The organism is Klebsiella sp. Ech2A (genome assembly GCF_030078455.1).
Lineage (GTDB): Bacteria > Pseudomonadota > Gammaproteobacteria > Enterobacterales > Enterobacteriaceae > Klebsiella > Klebsiella terrigena.
Genome location: NZ_JAQGFU010000081.1, coordinates 1 through 20,720 on the forward strand (window position 1 = coordinate 1; position 20,720 = coordinate 20,720).

Annotated in this window: 19 protein-coding genes; 16 read left to right on the top strand and 3 right to left on the bottom strand. The window is 58.7% G+C overall.

All coding sequences use genetic code 11. The features are described 5' to 3' along the window. Window positions 1-126 precede the first annotated feature (126 nt). Complete coding sequence (locus PFH44_RS15395) at window positions 127-1,050, top strand: Gfo/Idh/MocA family protein (protein WP_283825428.1); 924 nt, start codon at window positions 127-129, stop codon at window positions 1,048-1,050. A gap of 111 nt (window positions 1,051-1,161) precedes the next feature. After that, window positions 1,162-2,697 (top strand): murein biosynthesis integral membrane protein MurJ, encoded by a 1,536-nt coding sequence (murJ, locus tag PFH44_RS15400; RefSeq protein WP_283825429.1) that lies wholly within the window; start codon window positions 1,162-1,164, stop codon window positions 2,695-2,697. A 52-nt stretch (window positions 2,698-2,749) separates the two neighbouring features. On the opposite strand, the gene PFH44_RS15405 is transcribed toward murJ, so the two are convergent. Then, complete coding sequence (locus PFH44_RS15405; protein ID WP_283825430.1) at window positions 2,750-3,964, bottom strand: MFS transporter; 1,215 nt, start codon at window positions 3,962-3,964, stop codon at window positions 2,750-2,752. Window positions 3,965-3,980: 16 nt separating this feature from the next. Here PFH44_RS15405 and PFH44_RS15410 point away from each other — a divergent pair, with 16 nt between their 5' ends. Continuing rightward, window positions 3,981-5,009: a LysR family transcriptional regulator gene (locus PFH44_RS15410; protein WP_166646120.1), complete on the top strand. Its 1,029-nt coding sequence runs from the start codon at window positions 3,981-3,983 to the stop codon at window positions 5,007-5,009. Window positions 5,010-5,048: 39 nt separating this feature from the next. Here the strand turns inward: PFH44_RS15410 and rne are convergent, their stop codons facing one another. After that, window positions 5,049-8,447: a ribonuclease E gene (gene rne, locus PFH44_RS15415; RefSeq protein WP_283825431.1), complete on the bottom strand. Its 3,399-nt coding sequence runs from the start codon at window positions 8,445-8,447 to the stop codon at window positions 5,049-5,051. 822 nt (window positions 8,448-9,269) lie between these two features. Between rne and rluC the strand changes: the two genes are divergently transcribed. Further along, window positions 9,270-10,223 carry a 23S rRNA pseudouridine(955/2504/2580) synthase RluC gene (gene rluC, locus PFH44_RS15420; RefSeq protein ID WP_166646121.1) on the top strand — a complete coding sequence of 318 codons (954 nt, stop codon included), beginning with the start codon at window positions 9,270-9,272 and terminating at the stop codon, window positions 10,221-10,223. 85 nt (window positions 10,224-10,308) lie between these two features. Here the strand turns inward: rluC and PFH44_RS15425 are convergent, their stop codons facing one another. Continuing rightward, window positions 10,309-10,893, bottom strand: a complete 585-nt coding sequence (locus PFH44_RS15425; protein ID WP_283825432.1) for a Maf family protein — start codon at window positions 10,891-10,893, stop codon at window positions 10,309-10,311. Between the two features lie 141 nt (window positions 10,894-11,034). Here PFH44_RS15425 and yceD point away from each other — a divergent pair, with 141 nt between their 5' ends. The 12 genes from yceD to holB form a co-directional block, all read left to right on the top strand. Then, window positions 11,035-11,556, top strand: coding sequence for a 23S rRNA accumulation protein YceD (yceD, locus tag PFH44_RS15430; RefSeq protein WP_041144962.1), 522 nt, complete (start codon window positions 11,035-11,037; stop codon window positions 11,554-11,556). 16 nt (window positions 11,557-11,572) lie between these two features. Beyond that, complete coding sequence (gene rpmF, locus PFH44_RS15435) at window positions 11,573-11,746, top strand: 50S ribosomal protein L32 (protein ID WP_071844907.1); 174 nt, start codon at window positions 11,573-11,575, stop codon at window positions 11,744-11,746. 150 nt (window positions 11,747-11,896) lie between these two features. After that, window positions 11,897-12,994, top strand: a complete 1,098-nt coding sequence (plsX, locus tag PFH44_RS15440; protein ID WP_283825434.1) for a phosphate acyltransferase PlsX — start codon at window positions 11,897-11,899, stop codon at window positions 12,992-12,994. A gap of 54 nt (window positions 12,995-13,048) precedes the next feature. Continuing rightward, the gene (locus PFH44_RS15445) at window positions 13,049-14,002 is read left to right on the top strand and encodes a beta-ketoacyl-ACP synthase III (protein WP_045854840.1); all 954 of its coding nucleotides are present in this window, start codon (window positions 13,049-13,051) and stop codon (window positions 14,000-14,002) included. 15 nt (window positions 14,003-14,017) lie between these two features. Continuing rightward, window positions 14,018-14,947, top strand: coding sequence for an ACP S-malonyltransferase (gene fabD / locus PFH44_RS15450; protein ID WP_045854841.1), 930 nt, complete (start codon window positions 14,018-14,020; stop codon window positions 14,945-14,947). A gap of 12 nt (window positions 14,948-14,959) precedes the next feature. Beyond that, entirely contained in the window at window positions 14,960-15,694 is a 735-nt protein-coding gene (fabG, locus tag PFH44_RS15455; protein ID WP_283825436.1) for a 3-oxoacyl-ACP reductase FabG, read from the top strand. Between the two features lie 210 nt (window positions 15,695-15,904). Further along, on the top strand, window positions 15,905-16,141 hold the full coding sequence (gene acpP / locus PFH44_RS15460) for an acyl carrier protein (RefSeq protein WP_000103754.1): 237 nt from the start codon (window positions 15,905-15,907) through the stop codon (window positions 16,139-16,141). Window positions 16,142-16,230: 89 nt separating this feature from the next. Next, window positions 16,231-17,472: a beta-ketoacyl-ACP synthase II gene (gene fabF / locus PFH44_RS15465; RefSeq protein ID WP_045854842.1), complete on the top strand. Its 1,242-nt coding sequence runs from the start codon at window positions 16,231-16,233 to the stop codon at window positions 17,470-17,472. A gap of 131 nt (window positions 17,473-17,603) precedes the next feature. Next, window positions 17,604-18,413 (top strand): aminodeoxychorismate lyase, encoded by an 810-nt coding sequence (gene pabC / locus PFH44_RS15470; protein WP_283825437.1) that lies wholly within the window; start codon window positions 17,604-17,606, stop codon window positions 18,411-18,413. A gap of 2 nt (window positions 18,414-18,415) precedes the next feature. Continuing rightward, a complete protein-coding gene (gene yceG / locus PFH44_RS15475) occupies window positions 18,416-19,438 on the top strand; it encodes a cell division protein YceG (protein ID WP_045854844.1) in 1,023 nt (340 codons plus the stop codon). Continuing rightward, window positions 19,428-20,069 carry a dTMP kinase gene (gene tmk, locus PFH44_RS15480; RefSeq protein ID WP_128878483.1) on the top strand — a complete coding sequence of 214 codons (642 nt, stop codon included), beginning with the start codon at window positions 19,428-19,430 and terminating at the stop codon, window positions 20,067-20,069. Before yceG ends, tmk begins: the two co-directional genes overlap by 11 nt. Further along, on the top strand, window positions 20,066-20,720 hold a 655-nt coding region (holB, locus tag PFH44_RS15485; RefSeq protein WP_283825438.1), incomplete at its 3' end, for a DNA polymerase III subunit delta'. The genes tmk and holB, both read left to right, overlap by 4 nt.

A 20,720-nucleotide genomic window follows, 5' to 3' on the forward strand; every position in this document is an offset into this window, starting at 1 on the left:
TACGGGGGTAGAACCGGTAACGCCATCGGGAGACTATCTCCAGGCCCGGGTTGAGGTGCTGGAGGCCGAAGTGGCGGAACTTAAAGGGCGGCTGGCCTCGCTGCTGGCTCATCTGGGGGATTAATCGTGACGGCAAAACTACGCGTTGGAGTGGTGGGGCTGGGCGGCATTGCGCAGAAGGCCTGGCTGCCGGTGTTAGGCGCTGCAGACGGCTGGACGCTGCAGGCGGCGTGGTCTCCGGGGAAAGAGAAGGCGCTGCGCGTCTGCGAAACCTGGCGCATACCCTACGCTGACTCTCTGGAGCAGCTGGCGGCGCAGTGCGATGCGGTATTTGTCCATACCTCAACGGCCTCGCATTTTGAGGTCGTCAGCCGGCTGCTTGGCGCCGGGGTGCACGTCTGCGTGGATAAGCCGCTGGCGGATAAGCTCAGCGACGCCGAATCCCTGGTCGAGCTGGCCGCCCGCCGCGGGCTGACGCTGATGGTTGGATTTAACCGTCGCTTTGCGCCGCTTTATCGCGAGCTGAAAGCGCATCTGGACGATGCCGCCTCGCTGCGTATGGACAAGCATCGCAGCGACAGCGTCGGGCACGACCTGCGCTTTACGCTGCTTGATGACTACCTGCACGTGGTCGATACCGCGCTGTGGCTGGTCGGCGAGAAGGCGCGTCTTAGCGGCGGTCTGCTGCAAACCACCGCCCAGGGCGAAATGCTCTATGCTGAGCACCACTTCAGCTCGCCGCAGCTGGAGGTCACCACCAGCATGCACCGGCGCGCCGGCAGCCAGCGGGAGTGGGTGCAGGCGGTTACCGACGGCGGCCTGTATGAGGTTCGCGATATGCGCGAGTGGCAGGAAGAGCGCAGTCAGGGCGTGGTTCAGCGTCCGGTTCCCGGCTGGCAAACCACCCTCGAGCAGCGCGGCTTTGTCGGCTGCGCGCGTCATTTTATCGAATGCGTGCAAAATCAGACGGTTCCCGAAACCGCTGGCGAACAGGCGCTGCTGGCCCAGCGCATCGTTGAAAAGCTGTGGCGCGAGGCGATGAGCGAATAATTCGTTGTAACATCTGGCAGTAGTAATTCATGACGAACCCGGTAGACTATCGCCACTTTCCAGCGCCCGCCATTGCGGGCGTTTTACTTCAGGGTTGTGGAAAACACCTCAATGAACCTTTTAAAATCACTGGCGGCAGTCAGTTCGATGACCATGTTTTCGCGCGTGCTGGGCTTTGCGCGAGACGCTATCGTCGCGCGTATTTTTGGTGCCGGCATGGCGACGGACGCCTTTTTTGTGGCGTTCAAATTACCGAATCTGCTGCGGCGCATTTTTGCCGAAGGCGCGTTTTCTCAGGCGTTTGTACCGATACTGGCGGAATATAAAAGCAAGCAGGGCGAAGACGCTACCCGCGTATTTGTCTCCTACGTTTCAGGCCTGCTGACGCTGGTTCTGGCGGTAGTGACCGTGCTCGGCATGCTGGCCGCGCCGTGGGTCATCACCGTGACCGCGCCAGGGTTTGCCGACTCCCCGGATAAATTTGCGCTGACGACCCAGCTGCTGCGCATCACCTTTCCCTATATTTTGCTTATCTCTCTGGCCTCGTTAGCTGGCGCAATCCTTAATACCTGGAACCGTTTTTCGGTCCCCGCCTTTGCGCCGACTTTCCTTAACGTCAGCATGATTGGCTTTGCGCTATTTGCGGCGCCGTATTTCCACCCGCCGATGCTGGCAATGGCGTGGGCGGTCACCGTCGGCGGCGTGCTGCAGCTGGCGTATCAGCTGCCGCATCTGAAAAAAATCGGCATGCTGGTGCTGCCGCGTATCAGCCTGAAAGACGCCGGTGCGGTGCGGGTCGTCAAACAGATGGGGCCGGCGATCCTCGGCGTATCCGTCAGCCAGATCTCACTGATTATCAACACCATATTCGCCTCTTTCCTCGTGTCCGGGTCGGTCTCCTGGATGTACTACGCCGATCGCCTGATGGAGTTTCCCTCCGGCGTGCTGGGCGTGGCGCTGGGGACTATCCTGCTGCCTTCGCTGTCGAAAAGCTTTGCCAGCGGCAATCATGACGAGTACTGCCGTTTGATGGACTGGGGGCTGCGCCTGTGCTTCCTGCTGGCCCTGCCGAGCGCGGTGGCGCTGGGGATCCTCGCGAAGCCGCTGACGGTAGCGCTGTTCCAGTACGGCAAGTTTAGCGCCTTTGATGCGGCGATGACCCAGCGCGCGCTGGTGGCCTATTCCGTCGGCCTGATGGGGCTAATTGTCGTCAAGGTCCTGGCGCCGGGGTTCTACTCGCGCCAGGATATTAAAACGCCGGTTAAAATCGCCATCGTCACCCTGATTATGACCCAGGTGATGAACCTGATCTTTATCGGTCCGCTGAAGCATGCCGGCCTGTCGCTCTCAATCGGGCTTGCCGCCTGCCTCAACGCCGCGCTGCTCTACTGGCAGCTGCGTAAGCAAAAAATATTCACCCCGCAGCCGGGCTGGTTTACCTTCCTGCTGCGTCTGGTGATTGCGGTGCTGGTGATGTCTGCGGCGCTGCTCGGGATGATGTATATCATGCCGGAGTGGTCCCAGGGGACCATGCCGTTCCGTCTGCTGCGCCTGATGGCGGTGGTGGGGGTTGGCGTGGTGGCCTATTTTGCCAGCCTGCTGCTGCTGGGCTTTAGGGTGAAAGAGTTTGCCCGACGCGCGGCCTGAAGCTAAACGCCGGGTAGAAACAGACCCGTTCCGCAGCGCGGAGCGGGTTTTTTTATTCTCCTGCGCGCTGCAGCGCCGCGATCCGCGCGTTTTCCAGCAGGCGAATGGCAAGGGCGATTGCGCCCGCGGCGACGGCCAGAATCACCACGCCGCTCCAGCCGGCTATCACGTACAGCCTGCTGCCGAGCACGGAGCCGAGCGACATACCGATAAAGACTCCGGTGAACAGCAGGGCGTTCAGCCTGCCGCGGGCCTGCGGCTCCAGGCCGTAGACGAGGTTCTGGTGCGCCACGAGGCTTGACTGCAGGCCAAGGTCGAAGCCGATAGCCGCGATGGCGATCAGCACCAGCTGGCCGTGAGGCGGCAGTACCGGCATCAGGAACATCAGGGCAAAAGAGAGGGTAACCAGCGCGGCGCCCAGCTGGGTGACCTTCCCGGCGCCATACTTATCCGCCAGGCCTCCGGCCAGCGGTGCGGCGAGCGCGCCTGCGGCCCCGGCGATACCGAATCCACCGGCAACGGCGCTGCCCATCTGATAGCGTTCGAGCAGCATGACCGCCAGCGTTGACCAGAAGGCGCTGAAGGCGACGGAGAGAAAGCCCTGCGCCAGCGCGGCGCGGCGCAGGGCGGGGTAGCGCTGCCAGAGGTGCGCCATCGACTTCATCAGCTGCGGATAGCTCAGCGCGGAGTGAATTTCAAACCGCGGCACCACCCGCCACATCAGCAGGCCAATCAGCGCGATGCTTACCGCCGCAGCCTGGTACATCACCCGCCAGCCAAATAGCGCGCCGACCACGCCGCTCACCGTTCTTGAGAGCAGGATCCCCAGCAGCAGGCCGGTCATGACGGTGCCCACCATTTTCCCCTGTTTCCCCGCCGGAGCGAGGATGGCGGCCGCCGGAACGATGTCCTGGGCCATTGTCGCCGCCATGCCGATCAGCAGGCTAACGATTAGCAGGGAAGCGAGCTGCCCCGTCAGGCTACACAGCAGCAGGAGCACGGCCAGCGCCGCGCTTTTCATCAAAATGAGCGTACGACGGTCATGACGATCGCCCAGCGGCAGAAGAAACAGAATGCCGAGCGCGTAGCCCGCCTGAGTCAGGGTAGGAACCAGCCCCATACCTTCGACGCTAAGATGCAGATTGGCGCCCATCAGCGGCAGCAGCGGCTGCGCGTAGTAAATAGAGGCGACGCTAAAACCTGCGCCAAGTGCGAGTATGAAGATAATCCAGCCAGCTTCGCGGGAGGATAGTGTTGTCGGTGCCATGATAAAGCCCTCGTAGATGCGATGGCGCTATTTTTCCCTGAATCCGGCTGGCGCGGTAGATAGCGTGGTGGTAAAACGGTTATACGCAAAACGTATAGGTATAGTGGGTATGAAACGGCAGGAACGTATAGACCGAATTGAACTGATGCGCACCTTTATTCGAATCGTCGAAGCCGGCTCGCTTTCTGCCGCTGCGCTGCAGATGACCACGACCCAGGCGACGGTGAGCCGGCGCCTGCAGTCGCTGGAGGGACTGTTGGGCAGCAAGCTTATTCTGCGAACCACCCATGCGATGAAGCTGACCGATGACGGCGAGCGCTGCTATCAGCATGCGCGTCGGGTGGTTGACGCGTGGCTGGCGCTGGAGGATGACCTGAGCATTGCCGATGACCGACCCGTTGGCGTGCTGCGGGTACGCGCGCCGCACGCTTTCGGCCAGCAGCAGCTGCTGGAGCCGCTGGTCAGCTTTCTGCAGCGCTATCCTCAGCTCTCCGTAGAGTGGATGCTGAATGACAAAAACGTTGATTTTCTTAGCGATAACATCGATTGCGCGATTCGCGTCGGGGCCGAAGTCGATCCGGAGACGGTGTCGGTGCTGCTGGCTGAGGTACCGCGAAGCGTGGTCGCCTCTCCCTCTCTGCTGGCGCGCTATCCGGCATTAGAAACGCCCCAGCAGCTGTCGCAGCTGCCGTGGGTGGCGATCAGCACCTTTTATCAGCATGAGGTGAAGCTATTCCATCAGGAGCAAAGTCAGCAGCAGGTCTTCGGCATCGTGCCGTGCCTGAGCACCGACAGCGTGTACGTGGCGCGCAATACCGCGCTGGCGGGATTGGGAGTGGCTATCGTTTCAAGCTGGGCGGTGGTGGAGGATATCGCCGCCGGGCGGCTGGTCGAGCCGTTCCCGCAGTGGCGAGCCTCTTCGCTGCCGGTCCATCTGGTCTATCCGTGGGCGCGGTACTATCCGACCCGTTTACGCAAGTTTCTCGACCTGATGCGCGAGGTTATGCCGCAGGTTGCCGGCATGCAGCGCCCGGAAGGAGAATAAAAAAAACCGGCCAGAGGCCGGTTTTTTTAGGCTTAACGCTTACTCGACGGACTGTGGGCGGGTTGGTTCCGCCGTAGCCTGATGAGTTGCGCTATGGCCGCCGGCAGAACCTTTGCCGTCGAACGCGAACGATGGGCGAACCCAGTCGCTGCGACGCGGGGCTTCCGGTTCGTAGGCCGGAGCCGGGGCGCGGGTCATCGGTGCGGTAGCGTGGCGGTCAGAAACGATAGCCGCTGCGGCAACGGGAGCGGGCGCTACCGAGGCAACAGGGGCCGGCGCTGCTGCCGGTGCCTGGTCAACGATCTGCGGTGCCACGGCTTCTTCCACTTCAGCCGGCGCCTCTGCCTGGACTGCAGGCTCGGCGTCAACGACGGCGGTTTCAGGCTCGGCAGCCGTCTGCTCAACCACGGCTTCTTCGTCTACGGCTTCAGGCTCGGCAGCAGCCGGCTCAACCGCGGCTTCCTGGTCTACGGTTGCAGACTCAGCGGCGATGGCAGGCTCAGCGACGGCTTCAGCTTCTACTGCGGCTTCTGCTTTAACTTCAGCTTCTACTGCGTCTTCGGCTACGGTCTCGGCAGCGACTTCCTCAGGCATCGCCTGCGGTTCGCTGGCGATAACCTGTGCAGCCGCTTCCGGCGCTTCGGCTTCGCTGGCAGCGACGTCAGCCGCGATCGGAGCTATGACTTCTGCAACGGCCGGTTCGCTAACGATCTGCTCGGCAATAGCCGTCTCGGCAACAACAGCTGGCGCGACGGTTTCGGCAACGGCCTGAACCTGCGGCTCTTCCTGCTGCTGGTCGTTCGGGCGGGCTACCGGGTAACGGATCCAGATTTTACCTGAAGCCATTTCCGGCGACGCGCAGGCTACGGTCAGCGGCATCGGTGATTGGGTCGGATAACGCTCGTCGCGGTAGCGACGACGACGCTGGCCGCTCACGCGCAGGTGGCGCGGCGAACGACGGGAGCGACGCGGCATACCGTTAGCATCACGGGATTCGTTGCTCTCTTCGTGCTCGACGTGAGTCTCAACCACCGCAGGCAGGTCAACTTTCGCCAGTTCAGTACGCGGAGCCACAACAACGTCTGGCTGCGCTTTCTCTGCTACGGCTTCAGCTGCTTCTACGGCGACTTCCGCTACCGCAGATTCAATGCGAACCTTCTGGGCCAGCTGGCGAGGTTTACGACGCGGCATGTTCTGAACGCGCTCTTCCAGCTCAGCTTCCTGCAGAACAACCGGCTCATCCTGTACCTTAACGGCTTCCAGCGGCGCCTGACGCTTATCGTCATTATTACGACGACGGTTGCGTTCACGGCGCGGCGGCTGTTCGTCACGGGATTTCGCTTTTTCCGCGTCGTCGCCGGTGGCCTGGCGCGGTTCGCGCTGCTCGACGTTCTGCTGCTGCTTCTCACGACGGTTACGGCGGTTCTCCTCGCGAGATTCACGAGACTCACGGCCTTCGCCATTTTCGCTGCGGTTATCGCGGTCAGCGCGCTCTGCACGGTTATCGCGCTCGGCACGGTTATCACGATTTTCGCGGTTATCGCGACTATCACGGCCTTCGCGGTTGTCACGACGATCGTTACGATCGCGGCGATTATTGGTGCGCGGTTTACGACGCTCCTGCGGACGCTCCGGCTTCTCTTCGACCTTTTTCTCTTCCTGGACTTCAGCCGGTTTGGCTTCTTCCGTACCAGAGAAGATATTTTTCAAGGCGCCAAAGAAGCGAGAGATCAGACCCGGTTGGGCCGGCGCTGAGGCCACGGCCGTTGTCGGAGCGCTGGCGGCTGTGGCGACGGCTTCAGGCTCTTCATATGCCGGTGCAGGCGGAGCATCCGGCATCACGAAGGTTGCCAGAGCCGGCTGTTCCGGACGTTTACGTTCCGCCGGCTCTTCATCAGCCGGCAGCGCCATCTCTTCTTCATGCAGCTTCGGCAGCAGATAGCTCAGGGTAGAGGTCTCTTCACCTTTGCGCACGCGCAGCACGGAATAGTGCGGGGTTTCCATCTGATCGTTTGGCACGATGATAACGCGCACGTCGCTCTGACGGGTTTCGATAGCGCTTACCGCCGCACGTTTTTCGTTCAGCAGGTAGGACGCGATAGGCACAGGAACGATCGCGTGAACTTCCCTGGTGTTCTCTTTCAGCGCTTCTTCTTCAATCAGGCGCAGAATGGAGAGCGACAGGGATTCGTTATCGCGCACGGTGCCGGTGCCGCTACAGCGCGGGCAGACGTGATGGCTGGATTCGCCGAGCGACGGGCTCAGGCGCTGACGCGACATTTCGAGCAGGCCAAAGCGGGATATATGGCTGATCTGGATGCGCGCGCGATCCTGACGTACGGCTTCGCGCAGGCGGTTTTCTACCGCGCGCTGGTGGCGTACCGGAGTCATATCGATAAAGTCGATAACGATCAGACCGCCGAGGTCGCGCAGGCGCAGCTGGCGGGCAATCTCGTCGGCCGCTTCGAGGTTGGTGTTGAACGCCGTTTCTTCGATGTCGCCGCCGCGGGTTGCGCGGGCGGAGTTGATGTCGATGGCGGTCAGCGCCTCGGTGCTATCGATAACGATAGAGCCGCCGGACGGCAGGCGCACTTCGCGCTGGAAAGCGGATTCGATCTGCGATTCGATTTGGTAGTGGCTGAACAGCGGGATTTCACCGGTGTAGAGCTTAATTTTGCTGCTGAAGTCCGGACGACCCAGCGCGGCGATGTGCTGGCGAGCCAGCTCAAGCACTTTCGGGTTATCGATAAGAATTTCACCGATATCCTGACGCAGGTAGTCGCGGAACGCGCGCACGATGACGTTGCTTTCCTGGTGGATCAGGAACGGCGCCGGGCGGCTTTCTGCGGCTTTCTGGATAGCTTCCCAGTGCTTCAGGCGGAAGCTAAGGTCCCACTGCAGCGCTTCGGCAGATTTGCCGACGCCCGCGGTGCGTACAATTAGCCCCATACCGTCCGGCAGCTCGAGGCTGGCCAGCGCTTCTTTCAGCTCGGTGCGATCGTCACCCTCGATGCGGCGGGAAATACCGCCAGCGCGCGGGTTATTCGGCATCAGTACCAGATAGCTGCCTGCCAGGCTGATAAAGGTAGTGAGCGCGGCGCCTTTGTTGCCACGTTCTTCTTTATCAATCTGAACGATAACTTCCTGACCTTCACGCAGCACATCCTTAATGTTAGGACGGCCGTGAGCGTTGTAGCTGGCTGGGAAGTATTCGCGGGCAATTTCTTTAAGAGGGAGGAAACCATGACGCTCGGCGCCGTAATCAACAAATGCGGCCTCCAGGCTAGGTTCAATACGGGTGATTTTGCCTTTGTAGATGTTCGCTTTTTTCTGTTCGTGCCCGGGGCTTTCGATATCCAGGTCGTACAGGCGCTGCCCATCAACAAGGGCGACGCGCAACTCTTCCTGCTGAGTTGCGTTGATTAACATTCTTTTCATCGTAACTTACTCATTATTCTTACATTGACGACTAAGCTGCGGGCAGAGTAACGCCTTGCCGGGGGAAACCGATGGCCTCGTGTCTGTTTCACGTCGCCAACCTCACGGTTGTCGCGCGCTTAAGAGGCGCAGAGTGTCGGTCGCCTGCATTTCAAACGGAAACACAGCGCAATTGTCAGGGGAATTGCCTGGGATGTATCACCAGAGAAGATTCCATTTATACGCTTCATGCATCGAGCTGCTTTTGCACTGGCTGCGCTCGTTCATCCCTGTTACCTGGCGATGCAGGCTTCCGGGGATTCACTCTCTTGCTGCCATGACGCATCTCGAATAATTTTGCGTATATTCTATCGTCTTTCACGTTGCAGGCGTGTTGGCTTAACCTGCTCATCACAATCATGCGATTATCATGAGCTCCCGGGGATACCCGGAGTCGACGCCTTCCTGCGACGTGAAATCCATAGAGCCTGTACCGGTAAGGACTGCAACCCGCAGCCCGCTAACTGTCTGAAAGATCAATACGTCTTACGCCATTGCTGCGTTGATGATCGGTCAGACAAAATTGGTCATTCCGCTAATCTCTTGTTCTAACAAGATTCAACACGGAAAACGGCATCATTATTCCATTGCTAAGCTTGTTATAGCAAGTTGACTTTTACCTTTTATCACCCGGTGACCCACAGTTTTATCACCTGCGTATACGGATTGTTCTAATAACAAACAAAACGCCGATGACCCATACGATGAAAACCGGATAATGATAAATATAAGCATATAAAAATGAGTGGCGCTAATGCGTCGGGCTATTTAGAATCGCGCACCATGAAAACTGAGACCCCAACCGTAAAAATGGTTGCCATTACCGCTGATGAAGCCGGGCAACGCATCGATAACTTTTTGCGTACGCAGCTTAAGGGCGTACCGAAGAGCATGATTTATCGCATTCTGCGTAAAGGCGAGGTGCGGGTAAACAAAAAACGCGTCAAGCCTGAGTACAAGCTGGAAGCGGGCGATGAGATCCGTATTCCGCCGGTCCGCGTAGCCGAGCGTGAGGAAGACGCGGTCTCCCCGCATCTGCAAAAAGTCGCGGCTCTGGCGGACGTCATTCTGTATGAAGACGATCATATCCTGGTGCTCAACAAGCCTTCCGGTACCGCGGTTCACGGCGGCAGCGGCCTGAGCTTCGGCGTGATTGAGGGCCTGCGTGCTCTGCGTCCTGAGGCGCGCTTCCTCGAGCTGGTGCACCGTCTTGACCGCGATACCTCCGGCGTGCTGCTGGTGGCGAAGAAGCGTTCCGCGCTGCGTTCGCTGCATGAGCAGCTGCGCGAGAAGGGGATGCAAAAGGATTATCTGGCGCTGGTGCGCGGGCAGTGGCAGTCGCATACCAAAGTGGTACAGGCGCCGCTGCTGAAAAACATCCTGCAAAGCGGCGAGCGTATCGTGCGCGTGAATCAGGAAGGCAAGCCGTCGGAAACCCGCTTTAAGGTAGAAGAGCGCTTTACCGACGCCACGCTGGTGCGCTGCAGCCCGGTGACCGGTCGAACCCATCAGATTCGCGTGCATACCCAGTATGCCGGGCACCCGATCGCGTTTGACGATCGCTACGGCGATCGGGAATTTGATAAGCAGCTAACGGGAACCGGCCTCAATCGCCTGTTCCTGCACGCCGCGGCGCTGAAGTTTACGCATCCGGGCACGGGTGAGGTGATGCGCGTTGAGGCGCCGCTGGACGGCCAGCTGAAGCGCTGCCTGCAGGTGCTACGCGATAAGAAGTAGCGGAACGGCGGATGCACGCTCCGCCGCGTTCACCGCGCGGGCCGATAAGCCCGCGGCGGTGATGCTCAGAACGAGGATCCGCGCTTCAGGTGAGCAGCGGGTTATAGCCTTCTCTGCGCAGCATCTGACAAAGCGCAATCAGCGGCAGGCCCACCAGCGTATTGGGGTCCCGGCCTTCTAAGCGCTCGAAAAGCGTGATCCCCAGCCCTTCGCTTTTAAAGCTCCCGGCGCACTGCAGCGGGTTCTCTTTACGCACGTAGGTCTCAATCTCCCGGTCGCTTAAATGGCGAAAATGAACGTCAAAGGGCTCGCATTCGGTTTGCAGATGACCGTTCGCCGAGTTGTAGAGCGCCAGCCCGGTGTAAAAGGTCACGATGGTGCCGCTGGCTTTTCTTAACTGCAGGCGGGCGTTCTCTTCGCTATGCGGCTTACCGGTGATGTCGCCATCCAGGACGCAAACCTGATCGGAGCCTATAATGAGATGCTGCGGGTAGCGGGCGGCGAGAGCCTGCGCCTTAGCCTGCGCCAGACGCACGACCAGCTGGCGAGCGGACTCGCCGGGGTGAGAGGTTTCATCGACCTCAGGCGCCGCGCACTCAAACGGCACGGAGAGTTTTTCCAGCAGCATGCGCCGCCAGGGTGAGGTCGACGCCAGGACAAGCTCAGACATATTTTTTCATCCACATATAGCGCTTCGAAGAGCATCATTTTAAACTATGGGCCGCAATGTGTGCGAATAAATGGCAAAAGGCAACCTGAGGCTGCCTTTTTCTTTGACTCTATGACATTACAAAGTTAATATGCGCGCCCTATGCAAAAAGTAAAATTACCCCTGACTCTTGACCCGGTTCGCACGGCTCAAAAACGCCTTGATTACCAGGGCATTTATGCTCGCGATCAGGTAGCACGTGTGGCCGATTCTGTAGTCAGCGTGGACACCGATGTGGAATGCAGCATGTCGTTCGCTATTGATAACCAGCGTCTTGCCGTTATAACCGGCGATGCGACGGTGTCAGTAACCCTCGAATGTCAGCGTTGCGGGAAACCGTTCCCCCGTCATGTCCACACAACGTATTGTTTCAGCCCGGTCAGAAATGACGAACAGGCCGAAGCACTGCCGGAAGCGTATGAGCCGATTGAGGTTAACGAATTCGGTGAAATCGATCTGCAAGCGCTGGTTGAGGATGAAATTATTCTCTCCTTGCCTGTAGTTCCGGTGCATGATTCTGAACACTGTGAAGTGTCCGACGCGGACATGGTTTTTGGTGAACTGCCTGCAGAGGCACAGAAGCCAAACCCATTTGCCGTATTAGCCAGCTTAAAGAATAAGTAATTGAGGAGTAAGGTCCATGGCCGTACAACAGAATAAACCAACCCGTTCCAAACGTGGCATGCGTCGTTCCCATGACGCTCTGACCGCAGTCACCAGCCTGTCTGTAGACAAAACTTCTGGTGAGAAACACCTGCGTCACCACATGACTGCCGACGGTTTCTACCGCGGTCGCAAGGTTATCACTAAGTAATCACGCGATACTCTATGAACTTCGTGTTGCATGAAGTCTGTGCAGTTAACGGTGCTGCAGCGTGAAGGACAACGAGTATAAGCGTGGTGAAGCTTAGTGAGGATTTCCCCAGGTAACTGGGGAAAAACCGAACCGGGCAGCGACGATACCTTGACACGTCTAACCCTGGCGTTAGATGTCATGGGGGGCGATTTTGGTCCCTCCGTGACGGTGCCTGCAGCACTGCAGGCACTGATCTCTAATTCGCAACTCACACTTCTTTTAGTCGGCGACCCCGACGCCATCACGCCATTACTTGCCAAAGCTGACTTCGAACAACGTTCACGTCTGCAGGTTATTCCTGCGCAGTCAGTTATTGCCAGTGATGCGCGACCCGCGCAGGCGATTCGCAGCAGCCGCGGAAGCTCAATGCGCATGGCGCTCGAGTTGGTGAAAGAGGGGCGGGCAGAGGCCTGCGTCAGCGCGGGCAATACCGGCGCGCTGATGGGGCTGGCAAAACTATTGCTCAAGCCCATTGAGGGAATTGAGCGCCCGGCGCTGGTGACGGTACTGCCGCACCAGCAGAAGGGGAAAACGGTGGTGCTGGATCTTGGCGCCAACGTCGACTGCGACAGCACCATGCTGGTCCAGTTTGCGGTGATGGGGGCGGTACTGGCGGAAGAAGTTGTCGGTATTGAAAATCCCCGCGTCGCGCTGCTGAACATTGGCGAAGAAGAGATGAAGGGCCTCAGCAGCATTCGCGACGCCGCGGCGGTTTTGAAAACGCTGACGTCTCTCAACTATATAGGCTATCTTGAAGCCAATGAACTATTGGCGGGCAAAACCGATGTTCTGGTTTGTGATGGATTCACGGGCAACGTCACATTAAAAACCATGGAAGGTGTTGTCAGAATGTTTCTTTCGCTGCTGAAATCGCAGGGAGAGGGCAAAAAACGGTCGTGGTGGCTGCTGTTATTGAAACGTTGGTTACAAAAAAGCCTCGCAAGGCGATTCAGTCACCTCAACCCCGACCAGTATAATGGCGCCTGTCTGTTAGGATTGCGCGGTTCCGTGATTAAGAGTCATGGTGCTGCCAATCAGCGCGCCTTTAGCGTTGCAATAGAGCAGGCAGTGCAGGCGGTGCAGCGGCAGATACCTCAGCGGATCGCCGCTCGCCTGGAATCTTTATACCCAGCAGGCTTTGAGCTGCCGGGGGGCGACAGAAGCGGGAACTCCCGACAGCAAAGCGGGACGAACGAGCAGGACTGACGCCCCGGCGGTTTGAACAAGGCGGGTATGTTACCCAAGAGTGACTGAGCGTACATGTATACGAAGATTATTGGTACCGGCAGTTATCTGCCTGAGCAAGTGCGTACTAACGCCGACCTGGAAAAAATGGTAGATACGTCTGACGAGTGGATTGTCACCCGTACGGGTATCCGTGAACGTCGTATTGCCGCACCGAATGAAACCGTTGCTACGCTGGGTTTTGAAGCTGCAAAAAATGCGCTGGAGATGGCGGGCGTTAAGCCGGAGCAAATTGGTCTGATTATTGTTGCGACCACCTCCGGCACCCACGCGTTCCCGAGCTCGGCCTGTCAGATTCAGTCTATGCTGGGCATTAACGGCTGCCCGGCGTTTGACGTTGCTGCGGCCTGTGCCGGCTTCACCTACGCCCTGAGCATCGCCGACCAGTATGTCAAAAACGGTGCAGTAGACTACGCGCTGGTTATTGGCGCTGACGTTCTGGCGCGCACCTGCGATCCAACCGATCGCGGGACGATCATTATTTTTGGCGACGGCGCGGGCGCCGTTGTGCTGGGCGCGTCCAGCGAGCCGGGCATTATCTCGACCCATCTGCACGCCGACGGCCGCTACGGCGAGCTGTTAACGCTGCCGAACGCCGATCGCGTAGATCCGGAAAATCCGATCTATCTGACGATGGCGGGTAACGAAGTCTTTAAAGTGGCCGTGACCGAACTGGCGCATATCGTTGACGAAACGCTGGCGGCGAACAATCTCGATCGCTCCGCGCTGGATTGGCTGGTCCCGCACCAGGCCAACCTGCGTATTATCAGCGCGACGGCGAGAAAACTTGGGATGTCGATGGACAACGTGGTGGTGACGCTCGATCGTCACGGCAATACCTCCGCCGCCTCCGTCCCCTGCGCGCTGGACGAAGCGGTGCGCGATGGCCGCATTCAGCGCGGTCAGCTGATTCTGCTGGAAGCCTTTGGTGGCGGTTTCACCTGGGGTTCCGCGCTGGTTCGTTTTTAGTATAAGGATTTAGAGATGACGCAATTTGCTTTTGTGTTCCCGGGACAGGGCTCGCAGGCGGTCGGCATGTTGTCAGAAATGGCAGCCGCTTATCCGGTGATTGAAGAGACTTTCCGCGAAGCCTCCGCGGCGTTGGGTTACGATCTGTGGGCCCTTGCCCAGCAGGGCCCGGCAGAAGAACTGAATAAAACCTGGCAGACCCAGCCCGCGCTGCTGACCGCCTCCGTGGCGCTGTATCGCGCGTGGCAGCAGCAGGGCGGCCAGGCGCCGGCTCTGCTGGCTGGCCATAGCCTTGGCGAATACTCCGCGCTGGTTTGTGCCGGAGTCCTCGACTTCACCGACGCCGTGCGTCTGGTTGAGATGCGTGGCAAATTCATGCAGGAAGCGGTACCGGAAGGTACCGGCGCCATGTCGGCCATCATTGGCCTCGACGATGCGTCAATTGCTAAAGCCTGCGAAGAGTCTGCCGAAGGCCAGGTGGTTTCACCGGTCAACTTCAACTCCCCGGGTCAGGTGGTTATCGCGGGCAACAAAGAAGCCGTAGAACGCGCTGGCGCCGCCTGCAAAGCTGCCGGCGCCAAACGCGCGCTGCCGCTGCCGGTGAGCGTCCCGTCCCACTGTGCGCTGATGAAACCTGCCGCGGAAAAGCTGGCGGTTGAGCTGCAAAAAATCACCTTTAACACCCCGACTATTGCGGTGGTGAACAACGTTGATGTGAAGTGCGAAACCGCGCCTGACGCCATTCGCGACGCGCTGATCCGCCAGCTTTACAGCCCGGTTCAGTGGACCAAAAGCGTCGAATTTATGGCCTCTCAGGGCGTAGAGCATCTGTATGAAGTGGGCCCGGGTAAAGTCCTCACCGGCCTGACTAAACGTATTGTTGACACCCTGACCGCTTCCGCGCTTAACGAGCCTGCAGCGCTGTCTGCGGCGCTTGAGCAATAAAAGAGGAATATCATGAGTTTTGAAGGAAAAATCGCGCTGGTTACCGGTGCAAGTCGCGGGATCGGCCGTGCAATCGCTGAAACGCTCGTCGCCCGTGGCGCGAAGGTTATCGGTACTGCCACCAGCGAGAGCGGTGCGCAGGCGATCAGCGACTATTTAGGTGCTAACGGTAAAGGTCTGCTGCTGAATGTGACCGACCCGGCATCTATCGAATCTGTTCTGGGAAATATTCGCACAGAATTTGGTGAAGTTGATATCCTGGTTAATAATGCCGGTATTACTCGTGATAACCTGTTAATGCGGATGAAAGATGACGAGTGGAACGATATTATCGAAACCAATCTGTCATCAGTTTTCCGTCTGTCAAAAGCAGTAATGCGCGCTATGATGAAAAAGCGTCATGGCCGCATTATTACTATCGGTTCTGTGGTCGGTACCATGGGAAATGCTGGTCAGGCTAACTACGCTGCGGCGAAAGCGGGTCTGATCGGTTTTAGTAAGTCGCTGGCACGTGAAGTCGCGTCCCGCGGTATTACCGTTAACGTTGTTGCTCCGGGCTTTATTGAAACGGACATGACGCGTGCGCTATCTGACGATCAGCGTGCGGGTATTCTGGCGCAAGTTCCGGCGGGTCGCCTCGGCGATGCAAAAGAAATCGCCAGTGCGGTTGCGTTTTTAGCTTCTGACGAAGCGGGTTACATCTCTGGTGAAACCCTGCACGTCAACGGCGGAATGTACATGGTCTGACCGAGTTTTGCGCAAAACGTTCAGGAACCGCGCAGTCTGTGCGGTTCCGGGTACGGTTTTGTGCAAAATGATTTGCGTTATGAGGGCAAACAGCCGCAAAATAGCGTAAAATCGTGGTACGACCTGCCGGGATTTAGTTGCAAATTTTTCAACATTTTATACACTACGAAAACCATCGCGAAAGCGAGTTTTGATAGGAAATTTAAGAGTATGAGCACTATCGAAGAACGCGTTAAGAAAATCATCGGCGAACAGCTGGGCGTTAAGCAGGAAGAAGTTACCAACAATGCTTCCTTCGTTGAAGATCTGGGCGCTGATTCTCTTGACACCGTTGAGCTGGTAATGGCTCTGGAAGAAGAGTTTGATACTGAGATTCCGGACGAAGAAGCTGAGAAAATCACCACTGTTCAGGCTGCCATTGATTACATCAACGGTCACCAGGCGTAAGTGAACATCTCCAGGCGGTCATTCGACCGCCTGAGTTTTATCTTTAGTTTGTCCCACAAGAATCTATTTTCCCTCCCTGGAGGACAACCGTGTCTAAGCGTCGTGTAGTTGTGACCGGACTGGGCATGTTGTCTCCTGTCGGCAATACCGTAGAGTCTACCTGGAAAGCTCTCCTTGCCGGTCAGAGTGGCATCAGCCTGATCGACCATTTCGATACTAGCGCCTATGCAACAAAATTTGCTGGCTTAGTAAAGGATTTTAACTGTGATGACATTATCTCGCGCAAAGAACAGCGCAAGATGGATGCCTTCATTCAATATGGAATTGTCGCTGGCGTTCAGGCCATGCAGGATTCTGGTCTTGAAATAACGGAAGAGAACGCGGACCGCATCGGCGCAGCTATTGGCTCCGGCATCGGCGGCCTCGGACTGATTGAGGAAAACCACAGCTCGCTGACCAACGGCGGACCTCGTAAAATCAGCCCGTTCTTTGTACCGTCTACAATTGTTAACATGGTGGCCGGACATCTGACCATCATGTTTGGTCTGCGTGGGCCGAGCATCTCCATCGCGACCGCCTGTACTTCCGGTGTGCACAATATCGGTCAGGCCGCGCGTATCATTGCCTACGGCGATGCTGATGCGATGGTTGCCGGCGGTGCGGAAAAAGCCAGTACCCCGCTTGGCGTGGGCGGCTTTGGCGCAGCGCGTGCGCTCTCTACCCGCAACGACAATCCGCAGGCGGCAAGCCGTCCGTGGGATAAAGATCGCGACGGCTTCGTGCTTGGCGACGGCGCGGGCATGGTGGTGCTGGAAGAGTACGAGCACGCTAAAAAACGCGGCGCGAAAATCTACGCGGAAATCGTCGGTTTTGGTATGAGCAGCGATGCCTACCATATGACATCTCCTCCGGAGAACGGTGCCGGTGCCGCGCTGGCAATGGTTAACGCCATTCGCGATGCGGGCATTGAACCGGGCCAGATCGCCTACGTCAACGCGCACGGTACCTCGACGCCAGCGGGCGATAAAGCGGAAGCTCAGGCCGTTAAGTCAGTCTTTGGCGACGCGGCTCGCAGCGTGATGGTCAGCTCGACCAAATCGATGACCGGGCACCTGCTGGGCGCCGCAGGAGCGGTAGAATCTATCTACTCCATCCTTGCGCTGCGCGATAGCGTGGTTCCGCCGACCATCAACCTGGATAACCCGGACGATGGCTGCGACCTGGACTTCGTTCCGCACGAAGCCCGCCAGGTTTCCGGTATGGAGTACACGCTGTGTAACTCCTTCGGCTTTGGTGGCACCAACGGTTCGCTGATCTTTAAAAAGGTCTAAGCGCGCTAGTCGCCTCCTCCAGCCATGACTCAGGCCTGCATTTATGCGGGCCTTCTTTTTTCTTCAGCTTTCTCTGCTTGTCCTGCGTAATTCATCCTGCGACACTAGCGGGCCACCGATAAGGAGCCACTATGTTCTTGATTAATGGCCTTGAACAGGACGTCCTGGCCGCTAACGACCGGGCGATACAGTTTGGCGACGGATGCTTTACCACCGCGCGGATTGTAGAAAGTCAGGTGCAGATGCTGCCTGCCCATCTTCGGCGTATGCAGCAGGCCTGCGAAAAGCTGATGATCCCCTATACCCACTGGCAAACGCTGGAACAGGAAATGCTGCGCCTGGCGCAGGTCCAGAAAAGCGGCGTGCTCAAGGTTATCCTGACGCGCGGTTCCGGCGGCCGCGGCTATAGCGGTACGCTGTGCCAGCAGCCGACCCGTATCCTCAGCGTATCCCCGCTGCCGGCGCACTACTCCCGCTGGCGTGAAGAGGGCATCACCCTGGCCCTGAGCCCGATACGGCTGGGGCGTAACCCGTCGCTTGCCGGCCTTAAGCACCTTAATCGCCTGGAGCAGGTGCTGATCCGCTCTCATCTTGAGCAGACGGACGCCGACGAGGCGCTGGTTCTTGACAGCGAAGGGTGGCTTACGGAATGCTGTGCCGCGAATCTGTTCTGGCGCAAGGGAATGGAGGTATTTACGCCGCGCCTTGACCAGGCGGGCGTGAACGGGATTATGCGCCAGTATTGTATCGCCCGGCTGGCACAATCGCCGTTTCGCGTTGTCGAAGTCACCGCGGGCCCTGATGCGTTGCGCGATGCCGATGAAGTGCTGATTTGCAACGCCCTGATGCCGCTGGTGCCGGTTCGTCGCTGGGACGAGAGCCGTTGGTCCTCGCGCGAGCTTTATCATTTTTTAGCCCCACTGTGTGAGCTGTCTGGTTAGTCATGAAGAAAATGTTACGTTTTATCCTGCTGTTGTTAGTGGTGTTTGGCATTGCCGCAGGCGTGGGCATGTGGAAAGTCCGCCAGCTCGCTGACAGCAAGCTGCTTATCAAAGAAGAGACCATCTTCACCCTGGAAGCCGGCACCGGGCGCCTCGCGCTGGGCCAGCAGCTGTACGGTGACAAGGTCATCAACCGGCCTCGCGTCTTCCAGTGGCTGCTGCGCATTGAGCCGGAGCTGTCGCACTTCAAAGCCGGGACCTACCGCTTTACGCCGCAAATGACGGTGCGCGAAATGCTCCAGCTGCTGGGCAGCGGCAAAGAGGCCCAGTTCCCGCTGCGCTTTGTTGAAGGAATGCGGGTGAGCGACTATCTGCGCCAGCTGCGCGATGCGCCGTATGTGAAGCATACGCTGGCCGACGACAGCTACGAAACGGTGGCGAAAACGCTCGACCTTGAACATCCGGAGTGGGTCGAAGGCTGGTTCTGGCCGGATACCTGGATGTATACCGCCAATACCAGCGATGTAGCGATCCTCAAGCGGGCGCATCAGAAGATGGTCGCCGAGGTGGACAAGGCGTGGGAAGGGCGGATGGATAACCTGCCGTACGAGGATCAAAACCAGCTGCTGACCATGGCGTCAATTATCGAAAAAGAGACGGCGGTAGCGGAAGAGCGCGATCGCGTGGCGTCGGTATTTATCAACCGCCTGCGCATCGGCATGCGTTTGCAGACCGACCCGACGGTGATTTACGGCATGGGTGAGAGCTATAATGGCAGGCTGACGCGCAAGGATCTCGAAACCCCGACGGCCTATAATACCTATGTGATTAGCGGTATGCCGCCGGGGCCGATCGCCGCGCCCGGTGAGGCATCGCTGACCGCCGCCGCGCATCCGGCGAAAACGCCGTACCTCTATTTTGTCGCTGACGGCAAGGGCGGACATACGTTTAATACCAATCTGTCCAGCCACAACCGCTCGGTTCAGGATTATCTAAAAGTTCTTAAGGAAAAAAATGCGCAGTAATTACATCGTTATCGAAGGCCTGGAGGGCGCAGGGAAAACCACCGCGCGTAACCTGGTGGTGGAGGCGCTGGAACAGTCTGGCGTCAGCGATCTGCTGTTTACCCGTGAACCGGGCGGCACCATCCTCGCCGAGAAACTGCGCAGCCTGGTACTCGATATCCAGTCGACCGGCGATGAAGTGATTAATGATAAAGCCGAAGTGCTGATGTTTTATGCCGCCCGCGTTCAGCTGGTGGAAACGGTGATTAAGCCGGCCCTGGCCCGCGGGCAGTGGGTGATTGGCGATCGCCACGATCTCTCAACCCAGGCGTACCAGGGCGGCGGCCGCGGCATTGACCAGACGATGCTGGCGACGCTGCGCGACGCGGTGCTCGGCGATTTTCGCCCGAACCTGACGCTCTATCTCGACGTCACGCCTGAGGTGGGACTCAAGCGCGCCCGCGCCCGCGGCGAACTCGACCGCATTGAGCAGGAGTCGCTGGACTTCTTCAACCGCACCCGCGCGCGCTACCTTGAGCTGGCGGCGCAGGACCCAACGATCCTCACCATCGATGCCACCCAGCCGCTGGAAGCGGTCGCCCGCGATATTCGCGCGGCGATCGGCCAGTGGGTGGCGGAGCAGCGCGCATGAAATGGTATCCGTGGTTACGCCCGCCGTTCGAGCAGTTAGTCACCAGCTACCAGGCCGGGCGGGGTCACCATGCGTTACTGCTTCAGGCGCTGCCGGGAATGGGCGGCGATGCGCTGCTCTACGCGCTGTGCCGCTACCTGATGTGCCGACAGCCGGAAGGACACAAAAGCTGCGGCCACTGCCATAGCTGCCAGCTGATGCAGGCCGGTACCCACCCCGACTACTACACGCTGCTGCCGGAGAAGGGCAAAAGCGCCCTCGGGATTGATGCCGTTCGCGACGTGAATGAAAAGCTCTATGAACGCTCGCGCCTCGGCGGAGCCAAGGTGGTATGGATTAGCGACGCGGCGCTGCTGACCGATGCGGCGGCCAATGCCCTGCTGAAAACGCTGGAGGAGCCGCCGGAAAATACCTGGTTCTTCCTCGCCTGTCAGGAGCCGGCGCGGCTGCTGGCCACGCTGCGCAGCCGCTGCCGTCTGTATCATCTTGCTCCGCCGGCGGAGTCCTATGGCCTGGCGTGGCTGGAGCGTGAGGTAACGCTTGAGCAAAACGCCTTGCTGGCCGCGCTGCGCCTGAGCGCTAATGCGCCAGCGGCGGCGCTGGAGCTGCTCGAAGAGAGCCGCTGGGCCGCCCGGCAGCAGCTCATCCAGA